The organism is Vreelandella sp. 162(4c) (assembly GCF_058152265.1).
Genome location: NZ_CM176981.1, coordinates 3,346,035 through 3,359,508, shown reverse-complemented (window position 1 = coordinate 3,359,508; position 13,474 = coordinate 3,346,035). Strand labels below are relative to the sequence as shown.

At 53.8% G+C, this 13,474-nt stretch carries 11 protein-coding genes; 7 read left to right on the top strand and 4 right to left on the bottom strand.

The window, feature by feature from the left end:
* The first annotated feature begins 225 nt into the window (after positions 1-225).
* The gene (locus tag AC4EYZ_RS15440; RefSeq protein WP_027957085.1) at positions 226-1,614 is read left to right on the top strand and encodes a glutamine synthetase family protein; all 1,389 of its coding nucleotides are present in this window, start codon (positions 226-228) and stop codon (positions 1,612-1,614) included.
* 197 nt (positions 1,615-1,811) lie between these two features.
* Here the strand turns inward: AC4EYZ_RS15440 and AC4EYZ_RS15435 are convergent, their stop codons facing one another.
* On the bottom strand, positions 1,812-3,104 hold the full coding sequence (locus AC4EYZ_RS15435) for an NAD(P)/FAD-dependent oxidoreductase (RefSeq protein WP_009285941.1): 1,293 nt from the start codon (positions 3,102-3,104) through the stop codon (positions 1,812-1,814).
* Between the two features lie 366 nt (positions 3,105-3,470).
* Here AC4EYZ_RS15435 and AC4EYZ_RS15430 point away from each other — a divergent pair, with 366 nt between their 5' ends.
* From AC4EYZ_RS15430 to AC4EYZ_RS15410, 5 genes are all read left to right on the top strand, one after another.
* Positions 3,471-4,658, top strand: a complete 1,188-nt coding sequence (locus AC4EYZ_RS15430; RefSeq protein ID WP_027957086.1) for a M24 family metallopeptidase — start codon at positions 3,471-3,473, stop codon at positions 4,656-4,658.
* 161 nt (positions 4,659-4,819) lie between these two features.
* Positions 4,820-5,191 carry a hypothetical protein gene (locus AC4EYZ_RS15425; RefSeq protein ID WP_027957087.1) on the top strand — a complete coding sequence of 124 codons (372 nt, stop codon included), beginning with the start codon at positions 4,820-4,822 and terminating at the stop codon, positions 5,189-5,191.
* 172 nt (positions 5,192-5,363) lie between these two features.
* On the top strand, positions 5,364-6,758 hold the full coding sequence (locus AC4EYZ_RS15420; protein WP_022521668.1) for a YfcC family protein: 1,395 nt from the start codon (positions 5,364-5,366) through the stop codon (positions 6,756-6,758).
* An 18-nt stretch (positions 6,759-6,776) separates the two neighbouring features.
* Positions 6,777-7,478: a DUF1028 domain-containing protein gene (locus AC4EYZ_RS15415; protein ID WP_027957089.1), complete on the top strand. Its 702-nt coding sequence runs from the start codon at positions 6,777-6,779 to the stop codon at positions 7,476-7,478.
* Positions 7,479-7,530: 52 nt separating this feature from the next.
* Positions 7,531-8,790 (top strand): allantoate amidohydrolase, encoded by a 1,260-nt coding sequence (locus AC4EYZ_RS15410; RefSeq protein WP_083868645.1) that lies wholly within the window; start codon positions 7,531-7,533, stop codon positions 8,788-8,790.
* Between the two features lie 20 nt (positions 8,791-8,810).
* Here AC4EYZ_RS15410 and AC4EYZ_RS15405 read toward each other — a convergent pair whose 3' ends face one another.
* Positions 8,811-9,566 (bottom strand): FadR/GntR family transcriptional regulator, encoded by a 756-nt coding sequence (locus AC4EYZ_RS15405; RefSeq protein WP_027957091.1) that lies wholly within the window; start codon positions 9,564-9,566, stop codon positions 8,811-8,813.
* 182 nt (positions 9,567-9,748) lie between these two features.
* On the opposite strand from AC4EYZ_RS15405, the gene AC4EYZ_RS15400 reads away from it, so the two are divergent.
* Entirely contained in the window at positions 9,749-10,867 is a 1,119-nt protein-coding gene (locus AC4EYZ_RS15400) for an alkene reductase (protein ID WP_474192426.1), read from the top strand.
* 69 nt (positions 10,868-10,936) lie between these two features.
* Here the strand turns inward: AC4EYZ_RS15400 and aguA are convergent, their stop codons facing one another.
* Together aguA and AC4EYZ_RS15390 are read right to left on the bottom strand one after the other, a co-directional pair.
* A complete protein-coding gene (gene aguA / locus AC4EYZ_RS15395; RefSeq protein ID WP_474192427.1) occupies positions 10,937-12,067 on the bottom strand; it encodes an agmatine deiminase in 1,131 nt (376 codons plus the stop codon).
* Positions 12,064-13,410: a Na+/H+ antiporter NhaC family protein gene (locus AC4EYZ_RS15390; RefSeq protein ID WP_027957093.1), complete on the bottom strand. Its 1,347-nt coding sequence runs from the start codon at positions 13,408-13,410 to the stop codon at positions 12,064-12,066. Before AC4EYZ_RS15390 ends, aguA begins: the two co-directional genes overlap by 4 nt.
* Positions 13,411-13,474 lie beyond the last annotated feature (64 nt).

Genomic DNA, 13,474 nt, shown 5'->3' with positions numbered 1-13,474 from the left:
CACCTCAACATAGCGTGGCTCGTTTTATTTTCCAAGCGCAAAATGACTTTTTTGCCAAAAAATACGCTAAACAACTGATAAAAATACAATAAATAAATAAATACATCACGGAGCATAAATATTTATACGATTTTTGTTATTAAATAATTGACAGAAACGATCGACACCGCAAGGATACTGTTAGCAGAAACACAACTAACACGGCATAAAAATAAGGTACAACGTATGTCCTCTGCCAATGACACAGACGCTCAAAACGTAGCTTCGGACTTTCTCGACCGGCACCCAGACATCACCACTATTGACCTGTTGATCAGCGACCTTAACGGTGTCATCCGAGGGAAGCGTATTCCTTGCGACAACCTCGCCAAAGTGTTTGAAAAAGGCATTTATCTGCCGGCTTCAGTATTTGCGTTGGACATCAATGGCAACACCGTGGAAGAGACCGGGCTTGGGCTTTCCAGCGGTGACGGTGACCGCGTATGTCGCGCCATTCCCGGCACACTCAACCCGGTCACCTGGATGGATAACAACCAGTATGGCCAGCTATTGATGACCATGGAGGAAATGGATGGCTCGCCGTTTTTTGCCGATCCTCGCCAAATACTGCGGCGTATTCTCGAGCAGTTCTCCAACCGTGGCTTAACCCCCGTCGTCGCCCTTGAACTAGAGTTTTATCTGGTCGATCGTTTACGCGACGAAGGAAACTTGATTCAGCCACCTCAATCCCCTTCCAGCGGCGAGCGGGCTACTCAAAGCCAGCTTTATTCGATGCTGGAGCTAGACGAGTACGCTGGATTTATCAATGACTTGCAGTGTGCCGCCCAGGCGCAGGGGTTGCCGTTGGATACGGTATTGAAAGAGTGCGCACCAGGTCAGTTTGAAGCCAACCTGATTCATACGGATGATGCGTTAAATGCCTGCGACCACTCGGTGCTGCTCAAGCGACTGATCAAGGGCGTTGCCTTAAAGCATGGCTTTGAGGCTACCTTTATGGCCAAGCCTTACGGTCTAGAAGCCGGTAGCGGCACCCATGTTCACGTCAGTCTGGTAGATAGCAACGGGCATAATGTCTTTGCCGAAAACGGCGACGACCCGCTGGAGAGCACAGCACTGCAACACGCTGTAGGAGGGCTGTTGGAACTGATGCCAGACTCCATGGCACTGTTGGCTCCCAATCTCAATTCTTTCCGCCGTTTTCAGGAAGGGCTCTATGTGCCCATGGCACCTACCTGGGGTTACGACAACCGCTCCGTGGCAATACGCGTTCCCGCTGGCCCAAAAGAAGCCCGACGAATAGAGCATCGTGTAGCGGGTGCCGACGTAAATCCCTACCTTTTACTGGCCACCGTGCTGGCATCCATCCACCATGGCCTAAACCAGCAGATTGCACCTACCGAACCCATCATCGGCAACGCCTATGAGCAAATTGCACCTCAGTTAACTAACAGCTGGGCTCATGCGCTGCACTTGCTGGGCAACAGCCGCGTACTCGCTGAACAACTTGGCGAAGACTTCATTAACGTATTCATTGCCAACCGCCAAGCAGAGCGCGCCGACACCATGCGTGAAGTCAGCGCCATGGAGTACGACTGGTACCTGCGCCACGTATGAGTTGTTAGACCGCTGATAGAACAGAGAGAGGCGCTCGCCGCCTCTCTTGTTATTTTTGCCAGCTTTACCCTCCTATCCTGCCCTTCTATTAGCTTTTTATTCCGTGTTATCCGTGAGCATCCGCGGCAAATAAAAACGGGCTGACGAACATATCCGCCAGCCCACTTTCAAACCATCATCAAACTGATCAACAGGCCCTAAACCGCCAACCGGTCACGCATGGCGTAGAACCATGCTCCCATCGCGGAAAGCGGCACACGTAACAGACGCCCACCGGGCATGGGCAGGTGGGAAATCTGCGCAAAGGCTTCAAAACGCGCTTCTTCACCACTAATCGTTTCTGCCACTAACTTGCCAGCCAGATGGGAGCACGTTACCCCATGGCCAGAATACCCCTGCGCGTAGTAAACGTTGCTATTAATGCGGCCAAATTGCGGCAGGCGGTTGAGTGTTAGCAAGAAGTTTCCGCTCCAGGCGTAATCGACGCGAACATCGTCAAGCTCTGGGAAGGTAGATAGCATTTTTGGCCGAATAGCCGCCTCGATACTGGTGGGCTCTTGCCCGCCATAGTTCACGCCTCCGCCATACAGCAAACGGTTATCGGCGGTTAAGCGATAGTAATCCAAGAGGTAATTACAATCCTCGACCGCTTTATCGTTAGGCAGTAATCGTGCGGCCAACTCTGCAGACAGCGGCTCAGTGGTAATGATCTGGGTGCCGCAAGGCATCGCTTTGCTTTCCAGCTTGGGTAGCAACCCTTGCAAATAGGCATTGCCAGCCATGACCACCCGCTGAGCGGTCACTCGGCCCTTGGGGGTATGCAGTATTACCGGTTCGCCGTGTTCCACGTTTGTCACGGGGGAATGTTCAAAAATCTTTCCACCCAACGACTCCAGCGCCGCCGCCTGCCCCAGCACCAGATTGAGGGGATGCAAATGCCCACCAGAGTGATCCACCAAGGCGCCCACATAGCGTTCGCTGCCTATCTCTCGCTTGACCTCTTCGCCTTCCAGCAGCTCAAGCTCCTGATGACCATAGCGTTCCCATAAGCTTTTTTGATCCTTTAAGCCTTCCCACTGTTTCTTATTACAGGCGGCAAAAAGGTTGCCCTCTTTTAGGTCGCAGTTGATCTGATACTTTTCAATGCGCTGACGGATAATTTGGTTACCCTCGAATGCCATAGCCCCCAGCGCTCGGGCGGTTTCAGCGCCGTTCTGTTTTTCGATAACATCCATATCACGGCTATAGCTATTAACGATCTGCCCACCATTGCGACCGGAAGCTCCGAAGCCTATCGCCACACTTTCCAGCACCACCACTCGGTGACCGCGTTCCGCCAAATGCAGCGCTGCTGAGATACCCGTAAACCCAGCCCCTACGACACAGACATCACACTCCACATCCCTCTCCAATGTGGGCCTGTGTGATGTGGAGTTTGACGATGCCGCATAGTAGGAAGCCACATGACCAGAAGAAGCTTGAGGTTGCATTTACCACCTTCCTTTTGTTGATTATTTTAACCAATCTGATCATATAGATCGCTGCAACAATGCGCAAGCATCAGCATATAAAGGGACTGTAGAGGAAAAACACTTTTTTCCCCTTCAAAAAATGTTATTAAAATAGCAACACTCACTCATAAAAAAGGCACGACCATTACACTAGAAAAAGTTACCTCACGTTTATATACCGCCCCTTATATACAGCCCTTATGAAGGCGAGCTTTCAAGCTAACCGGTTGCGCCGTTTTCTACTTTTCGCAGGAGACTTTCCTGCTCACCCGCTAGCGTTGAGGCAGATAAAAGCGAGCTTAAAGCAGGTGCCTATACTGACCTTACCTATTAATGGAGGTCGCTATGGATTACCACCACTACCGCACAGCCCTTGCGGAAACGCTCGCCCAAAGTGAGCTGCCTTTTCCCGCTGCCGAATACCAGGTGCGCCTGGAGAAGGTGCGCAAGGGTATGGCAGAGCATGGATTAGACGCGCTACTGCTTACCGACCCCGCCGATATCAATTACCTCACCGGCTATCACACTTTTGAAGTCTCGGTGCATGCCTGCTTGGTTTGCACCCAAGCGCGGCTAGTGCTGCAAGTCGCCTCAATTGAAACCGGTGCGGCAGTGGTCACCGCGCGGGTTGATGAGATCATCGGCTACCGCTGGGAAAACCTGGATGAAATCATCACACCGTTGGCAGACCTGCTTTCTCCTTGCTCGAAAATTGGTATTGATGGCTGGAGCAGCGGGCTGCGTTTTGGAGTGATCGATGCGCTGATGCAGACTATTAGCCGTGAGCGTTTTAGCGAAGCAGGCACAGTGGTCGATGCGATTAGGATCGTAAAAAGCCCCGCCGAGCTTGAAATGCTGCAAGAGAGCGCACGAATCACCGCTCTCGGGTTAGAGACCGCGATACAGAGTATTCGCCCCGGCATGACCGATAACGATATTGCCGCCGTGGGCGCCAAAGCGCTGCTTGAAAACGGCAGCGAGTTTATGAGCCTCCAGCCAATTGTGACTAGCGGGCACCGAATTGGGGTGATTCACGTTAATCATAAGCGGCGTGTCATACAGCCTAACGAGCCGGTTTTCCTAGAGTTCGGCGCCGCCTATCAACGCTATACGGCACCCATGATGCGCACTGCCGTGACGGGTGCTCCAAACCCGGCTCTCTCCGCCACTCGGGATCTTTGCCGCTCACTGTTTGAAGCGCTCTGCGACGCCATGCGTCCAGGCAATACCTTTGATGCCGCGGCCCAGGCGGCTGATGCCCTACTCGCTCCCCAGCGTGACCAGTATTTTTTCTCCGGTGTCTTTGGCTATGCCGTGGGCGCTCAGTTTCCGCCTAGCTGGGTGGAGGGCACCGGCTTTATCGCCAAAGGGCAGGCCCGCACTTTTGAAACCAACATGGTGTTTCACCTGCCACTCTGCCTGCGGGTGCCCGGCCAGTGGGGCGTTGGCATAAGCGACACCGTGGTGGTGACTGAAAATGGAGCAAAACCACTGACCAATAACGACTGGCAGCTGTTTGAGGCGGGCTCATAAGCTACTGCGCCTTATAGCCATAGCATTGACAGGTCGATGGAGTAGCGCTATCGTCAATAAAGATGCAAATGAGAAACACTCTCTTTACTTCAAATAGTAGATGGTCGGGTCTATGCCCACATTATGCCCACAGGAAGCAACCAGCGTGAGGGAGCAGTGGAATGACTAGCGAGCAGCGGCAACTTCGCCAAACGGTCATATTTTTGCGCACTTCTTTTGAAGCGGTGCAGCATTCTATTGCCGGCCGCCTGGAAGACCCGCTGCCCTGCTGGATGGATACCAGCATGCTTTCCATGCTGTCGCGGGAGCTCACTCGCTGCTGCCAACAGTCCAAGCCGCTGTTTGCCCCAGCCGTCACCGAACAGCTCTATATCGCCTCGCAACAGTGCGAGCTGCTACTCAAACAGTGCCCAGGGGTGCTCAGCAGCGCGATCTGCTATCGCCAACTGGGTGCCATTATGTTGCCACTCTCTAGTGCGCTCCAGCAGATCGACACTCCTGCCAAACGGCGCTGGCCTTGGCAACGACGTTAATTCCCTTTTCCACAAACAAGCGTGCGATTAAGGCCTCCAAATCGGTCTAATCGGCGCGTTCCTGGCGTTTGAAAATTCAGCCTTGCTTGACCCTGCTATTTATCATGATAAATTCAAGGTGAGGCGCCAACGAGCGTCAACGCTGAGACACATCACAAGACAGGGTATCCTCATGGCTGAACAACAAACCGCGGCAGCCTCTGGCTCGCGTAAAAAGTGGTATCAGGCGGTTCCCGACCCCATGGTGCTAATCTTTATTATTCTGGTTGCTACCTATTTTCTGACCTTCATTATCCCCGCTGGTGAGTTTGAACGTGTTACCCAAGATGGCCGAACGGTGGTGGTGCCGGGCTCTTTTGCCTACTTGGAAGACGTTGCCAACATCCCACTCTTCAATATTTTTGTGGCGATTCCTGAAGGGCTTATCTCCGCCTCGCAGTATTTATTTATCGTCTTTATCGCCGGTGGTCTGTTTCATATTCTGCAAAAGACCGGCGCGTTAGAGAACGCGATCGGCGTAGCGGTTAATCGTGTTGGCGTTGAGCGGCGTAACGTGATTATTGTCGTCGGTACCTTTATCTACGGCTTTTTTGGTGTCGCCGTCGGGTTTGAAAACAACATTGCATTAGTCCCCATTGCGGTTCTCATCGCCAGCGCCATTGGCTGCTCCAGTTTGGTGGGTACCGCTATGGCCGTTGGTGGTATTGGGATTGGTTTTGCGCTCTCGCCCATCAATCCCTATACCGTGGGGGTTGCTCAAGGGATCGCGGAACTGCCGACCTTCTCTGGCGCTTGGCTACGTACGTTGCTGGTGCTTTCGTCACTTGCACTGCTCTCGCTGTATATCTGCAAACGCGTCGTCAAAATGGAGTTTGAAGAGCCGGATAACGCGGAAGCACTGAGCAAGCCGCTTAGCGAATACTCTCTCACCAAACGCAACATTCTTACGATGGTCGTGTTTGTGGGTGGACTAGTCGCTATGCTCATTGGCGTGTTCACTCGCGGTTGGTATATCAATGAAATTGCAGGCACGTTCCTGCTGCTGGCGATCATCATTGGCGCCTTAAACGGCCTATCGGCGAACGGCATTGTTAAACAGATGATGGAGGGCGCAGCCAGCGTGACCGCAGGCGCGCTGGTGATCGGGGTGGCAGCCTCTATTCAGGTCATCCTTGAGCAAGCAGTGATTATTGACACCATCGTTAACTCGCTGAGCGCTATGATCGACGGCATTCCGTCAATATTTTCCGCGATTATGGCCAGTGTGGTGCAGGGTATTATCAACCTCTTTATCCCTTCCGGTTCTGGTCAGGCACTGGTGACAATGCCCATTCTGATTCCAGTGGCGGATCTTGTGGGTATGAGCCGTCAACTGATGATCACTGCATTCCAAGTCGGTGACGGCTTAACGAACCTGATTGTTCCCACGTCTGGCGGCACACTCGCCATGCTGGCGTTGGGGCGCGTCTCATACGCCCAGTGGTTGAAGGCGATTATGCCCTTTATGGCGTTGGTGTATGTATTAGCCTGGGTAGGGTTGGTGATTGGCCATCTCGTGGGTTACTGAACAACATAGGAAACCGCGATGACGCTTTCACTTGTTCATTGCAATCCTGACACGGGCACCGTCGCTACCATCACCGCTACAGGCGGAGTGGCGGTGGGAGGCTATGTACATCACTGTTGGCGAGGCATTGGGGCATGCGCCACCCAAGGGCGCTTTACCAACCCGTGGTACCCAGCTCGGATATACGAAGCACTTGCCGCGGGCGCCAGCGCCCGGCAGGCGCTTAGAGCCGCCGTTAGCGAGGACAGCGACTCAGGGTTCCGCCAATGCTTGGTGATGGATTCTCAGGGCCGCACATCAGTACATTCAGGTGCAGAGAATATGCCTGAAGTGGCTGAAACCTGCTTCCCTAGCGTCGCTGCCGCTGGGAATATGCTGCAGAGCACCGAGGTCGTGAGGATTTTTGCAGAGCAATTTTTACGCCTTAGCGCCACTAATAGCAGCGCTGCCATTCAGCGCGACGAGTCGCCCCGCTTCCCTATTCATCACGACCAACATCTGCTTACGCATCTGATTGATGCTCTTGATGCTGCTCTATCAGCGGGTGGCGATAAGCGCGGTGCGCGCTCGGCCGCGCTGCGTATCGAATCTTTTCATCAAGCGCCTATCGATTTGCGCATCGACTGGTCGGAGGACGTCGTCGGCGCATTGCGGGCGTTAGTCGATGAGTTTATGGCCGAGAACTTTCAAGCCTTTTGGCGTCAACTGCCGCTGCGCTAAAAGCATTTCTACTCTTTTGCTGGCCCCTCTGCCAGCACCTATTGGAGAGTTTATGATCAACACGGTTGCTCACACTGCTTTTAACCAAGGCGAACTGGGAACGGCATTGATTGAACGCCTGGACGAAGCTGCCCAATACTCTGAGCCAGGCCCCGGTGTCACGCGACTGTTCTGCTCCCAGGCGCATCGTCAGGTACTGCCGTTAATCAGTCGCTGGATGGAACACGCGGGGCTTACTCCCCAACTGGATGCCGCAGGCAATCTTGTGGGTCGCTGCCCCAAGGCTCAAGCGGGTGAGAAAACCTTCATTATGGGATCTCATCAAGATTCAGTGATAGAAGGCGGCAAATACGACGGCATGCTGGGCGTGGCCCTACCGCTATTGGCCTTGGAGGCACTTAAACGCGAAGGCGTGACGCTGCCATTCGGGATAGAAGTGGTCGCGTTTGGCGACGAAGAGGGCGTTCGCTTCCCTACCACGCTGGTCGGCAGTAAAGCGCTGGCCGGGAGCGTGACACCTGACCAACTGGAAGCCCAGGATGCCGAGGGAATCTCTCTGCGAGAGGCATTAATAGCCTTCGGTTGCACACCTGAGGATATCCCCGCTACCGCCCGCGACCCTGCCAACACCTTGGGATTTTTAGAAGTACATATTGAACAAGGGCCAATCCTGGAACAGCGCGATCATGCCGTGGGGATCGTTACGGCTTTAACAGGCATTGAACGCCACCAAGTCACGCTAAGCGGCAAGGCCGGACACGCAGGCACTACACCGATGGGCATACGTCATGACGCGCTAGTCGGCGCGGCGGAAATGGTGCTTGCCATCGATAGCGTACTGCAGAATACCGATGAGTTGGTCGGCGTGGTGGGCAGGCTCGATGTCCACCCCAATGCGGTCAACGTTATACCTGCTCAGGTAACGTTCACGATAGAGCTGCGCTCACCCAAAGCGAGCATTCGCCAGCAAGGGCGAGACGTCGTAACAGCCGCCTTAACGGAAGTCGCCACTCGCCGCGGATTAACCATTAATATTGAAAACACTTACAGCGCCGATGCGGTGGCCTGTGCAGACTGGATGATGACCGCCCTCGAACAGGCGTGCACCCAGGTTGGCCAACCGGCAGAGCGAATGTTTAGCGGCGCTGGGCATGATGGCTTAGCGATGCAGGCATTAACCGATATCGGCATGCTGTTTGTACGCTGTAAAGATGGGCTTAGCCACCACCCAGACGAAGCTATTACCGCCGAAGACGGCGAAGTCGCGACGCGAGTGATCATGGCATTTTTACAGCAGCTGCCACGTCCATAGCGTTTTCCGCCCTCAGCCCGTTACGCTAGTGGCTCAGGTAAAAAGCCTCGGCGCACCTGAGCCTCCTGCTGATTCATCACTTGTTGGGCATCAAGCATATGCTCGCGCATGATGTTATAGGCGCTTTCGGCATCGCCAAGCTCAATGGCATCCAAAATTTCTGCATGATAACGACAGCCAGTCTGCCCTAAATCGTGGGTAACTGGCTCATAGAGACGGTGATAAATCGTCAGATCTGAGAGCACCTGTATGGTGAAGCGGATAATAAATGTCAGCAGTTGATTGCCACCGGCCAGTTCAGCGAGCATTAGGTGGAAATGCAGCGAATCAAGATGTTGCTGACGCTCAGTCTCACTATCGTCCGCAGGGTCTGCGTAACTATGCAGGCTTTCACGTAAACGCACCATATCACTGGCAGCCACTTTACCGGCTAACGAAGCGGCTAGTTCAGGCTCTAACGCCAAGCGTATCTGGTAGATATCCTTGATTGATATCTCTTTGAAAAACAGGTAATTACTTAATAGCGATACCGCTTTGGCCTCGCTCATCTCACGCACAAAAGCGCCGCCTCCGGGCCCTGTGCGAGTTTCGACCAACCCCTGGGCTTCCAGTACTCGCGTACTCTCGCGCACTGTCCCTTTCGACACCTGCAGGGTCTCCATCAGTTCCGACTCGCTAGGTAGCCGGTCACCCGGCTTTAGGTGCCTGTCCACGATCCAGCATTTAATGGTTTCCGCCACCTGATAAGGGCGGCGCTGAGGGGCGTTTTTTAACATGCTATCAACAACATCCTTGGTAATAAGCAGCAAGAGTACCAGAGAGATCGCGAGTTTGGATGCCACATAAAAGGTTATCTAGCGCATAAATACGTTTAAAAATATCTGGCTGGCACTAACTAGTAAACTGGTCTATTCTTGTGCGTACTATTTCATCGAAGCATTCAAAAGGAGCTTAATTGATGGCTTTCGAAACACTGTTTACTCCCCTCCAACTGGGTAGCCTATCGATTCCTAACCGGGTTGTTATGGCGCCACTGACACGCGCGCGTACACCCGATAGCGTACCGGGTGAAATTCAGGAAGCTTACTATGGCCAGCGCGCAGGAGCGGGACTGATCATCAGCGAAGCCACCAACATATCTCCCACTGCCCGTGGCTACGTGTATACACCCGGTATTTGGACGGATGAGCAGGAAACAGGCTGGAAAGGCGTTGTTGACGCAGTACACGCCAAAGGTGGCCGTATTGCTCTGCAACTGTGGCACGTTGGGCGAGTTTCTCACGAAATGGTTCAACCTGACGGCCAACAGCCGGTAGCACCGAGTGCCTTGAAAGGCGAAGGCGCCCAGTGTTTCGTAGAGTTTGAAGATGGCACCGCGGGTCAGCACCCCACCAGCACGCCACGTGCGCTGGAAACCGACGAGATCCCAGGCATTGTTGCCGACTATCGCCAAGCGGCCGAACGCGCCAAGCGCGCTGGTTTCGATATGGTCGAAGTACACGCGGCGAACGCTTATCTGCTTAACCAGTTCCTGGCGACCGGCACCAATCAGCGTACCGACCAGTACGGCGGTTCGCTGGAAAATCGTGCGCGCTTCCCGCTGGAAGTGGTCGATGCAGTGATTGATGTCTATGGCGCTGATCGAGTGGGCATCCGCATGACGCCGTTTATCGAACTGTTTGGCTTGACCGACGACGAACCTGAAGCGATGGCGTTCTACATGGCCGAACAGCTTTCCAAGCGTGGCCTTGCCTACCTGCACCTGAACGAACCCAACTGGGCCGGTGGCGATATCACCTTCCCTGCCGGTTTCCGTGAGCAGATGCGTGAGCGCTTTAGTGGCAGCCTGATCTACTGCGGCAATTACGATGCAGAGCATGCAGAAGCGCGTATCGGCGACAACACTGCCGACGCCGTGGCCTTTGGCCGCCCCTATATTGCCAACCCCGACTTGCCGGAGCGCTTCCGGGTTGACGCTCCGCTTACCGAGCCCAACCACGAAACCTTTTACGGCGGCGACGAGAAAGGCTACACCGATTATCCGTTTATGGATAACGGCTATGACCGCATCCAGTAACAGCCAAATGTAGCTTTCCCCCGCGCCCTGTTCAGCTTGTGACTGAACAGGGCGTTTTCCTGCGAAACGCTATACGAGTGGTTGCTGCTGAGTGATGCAGTGAATGTTCCCACCACCAAGCAGTATTTCCCTTGCCGTAACGCCGATCACCCTCTTCGTGGGAAATAACCGGGATAGAATGCCTTTGGCCTGTTCATCGTAACGAGAATCCAGCAAGGGCATTACAATGACCGAGTTACTTATATAAAAGTTGACGTAAGAGCCTGCCATGCGATCCCCAGGTAAGCGGGGATGCGAGCTGTTCAGGCGATCAATCCCACTGGCTTCATCGTCGGCAATATGGAGCGGGCCTGGCTGGGGCAGTTTATGAATAGTGAGCCGCCTGCCTTGAGCATCCGTGGCGTTTTCCAGCACACGCAAGGCTTCCCGGCAAATAGCGCCCTGGGGATCTTGCTCATCCTCACACCACGTTAGCGCAACATGGCCTGGCGCAATAAAGCAGCACAGGTTGTCAACGTGGCCATCGGTCTCGTCGAGATAACAGCCACGCGGTAACCAGATGATGTGACTGACACCTAAATACTCCTGCAGCCAGTGTTCGATCGTGGCGCGGCTCATCTCCGGATTACGATTAGGATTCAGCAAGCACTCTTCCGTGGTGATGAGCGTACCTTCACCATCCACATGAATGGCTCCTCCTTCTAATACGAGCGGGGCCTCGAATCGTTGAATACCCAGCATCTCACTGATTTTACAACGAACCCGCTTGTCTTTGTCCCATGGGAAGTAGAGCCCCTCCTTCAACCCGCCCCAGGCATTGAACTCCCAGTCCACCATGGCGAGTCGCCCATCGGGATGGGTAATGAAGGTGGGGCCAACATCGCGCATCCAAGCATCATTGCTGGACAACTCAACCACCCGAATATGCGCAGGCAACTGATTACGGGCATTTTCATACTGCTCATCGTTGACACCCACGAAGACCGTCTCGCTCTCAGCAATCGCCACAGCCACATCCACAAAGGCTTGCTGAGCGGGCTTCGCACCGTAGCGCCATGTATCTGGGCGCTGTGGCCACAGCATCCAGCAGGCTGCATGAGGCGCAAACTCCGCCGGCATTGAAAAGCCCAATGCTTTGGGTGTTAGCTCACGCGCCAGAGGTTCGGTGGCCGTTGTAGGAAAGGTCGGCGCGTGTTTCATATATTCCCCACCACTATAAAGAAGCCCGTTGCCACGGCAGCGGCTATTAAGACATAGGGAAGTTGCGTTAACGCATGGGCCATTGGCGTACACCCCGCCCCTTGGGCAGAAAGAACGGTAGAATCACCGTAAAAGCAGGCGTGGCTGCCAAAGGCACTGGCGGAGATTAAAGCCCCCACCACGAGCGGCATATGCGCATCCATACTACTGGCAAGCGGTAATACGATAGGCATCGCCACGGCAAACAGTCCCCAGAAGGAGGCGGTCGCAAAAGCGAGAAAGGCCATGGTGACGAAGACAACCGACGGTAGCATACCCGCGGTCATTAAAGGCTGAACGCTCTCGATCACATAGTTGGTTAAGCCAAGCAGGTCATTGACCTCCTTAAGCACAAACCCAGCCACCAGAGTGCCGAGTGGCATAATCATGGCTTTGAAACCATCTAGCGCGGTATCAAACGTATCGTTAAAGCTTAATAGCCGTTGCACCGCGATAAGCACTAGCGTCACTGCAAGCGCCACAATCACGCCGCGCAACACATCAATCTCAAAATACCAAGTGAAGAAAATCAGCGTCGCAATGGGAAGCAGAAAATTGAGCAGATGAGGGCGTTTTTTGCCTGTATCTTCTATTTCCAGCGCGCTGTCGTCAGCGCCATCTGGTTGCGGCTGGCCAGCTTCAGCGCGGGCCTCCGCTGCTCGCATCGGGCCAAGGTTGGGGATAATGCCCAGTGCCACCAGGGGCACCAGCGCCGCCGCTATCCAGGCGTAAAACATAAACGGTATGGCTTGGATGTACAGCTCCATGCCGTTACCAGCGACATTGTTCTCTTCCAGCAAACCTGCAAAGAACACAGCCCAGGTGGAAAACGGTACGAGAATACAGATCGGCGCTGCAGTGGAGTCAACGATATAGGCCAACTTCTCACGGGATATGTTAAAGCGATCAGTGATTTTCTTCATGGAAGCGCTAATGGTCAGCGCATTGAGATAGTCATCGACAAAAATTATTAGTCCCAGCCCCCAGGTAGCTAACAAGCTTTGTCGGCGGGTATGGATGCGTCGGGTAACGGCATCACCAAAGCTTAACACCCCTCCGGTTTTTACCAGCAAGGCAATCAAGCTACCAAATAGCCCGCACACCAGAATAATCCACGTCACCGTGTCATTACCCAATACCGATAGCAGTATATCCGACCCTTGGGTAATGACATTGAGGGGTTGAAACATTAATAAGCCTACCAGCGCTCCTGCCAGAAGGGACTCAATCGTGCGCTTGGTAATAATCGCCATGACTAAAACCACTAACGTGGGTATAAGGCTTAAAACTCCATACTCTTCCATTGGTTATTCCCCTTTATCGTTGTCGTAGGTCACTACTGAAGACGGGCGCTAACGCCCGTCCCGA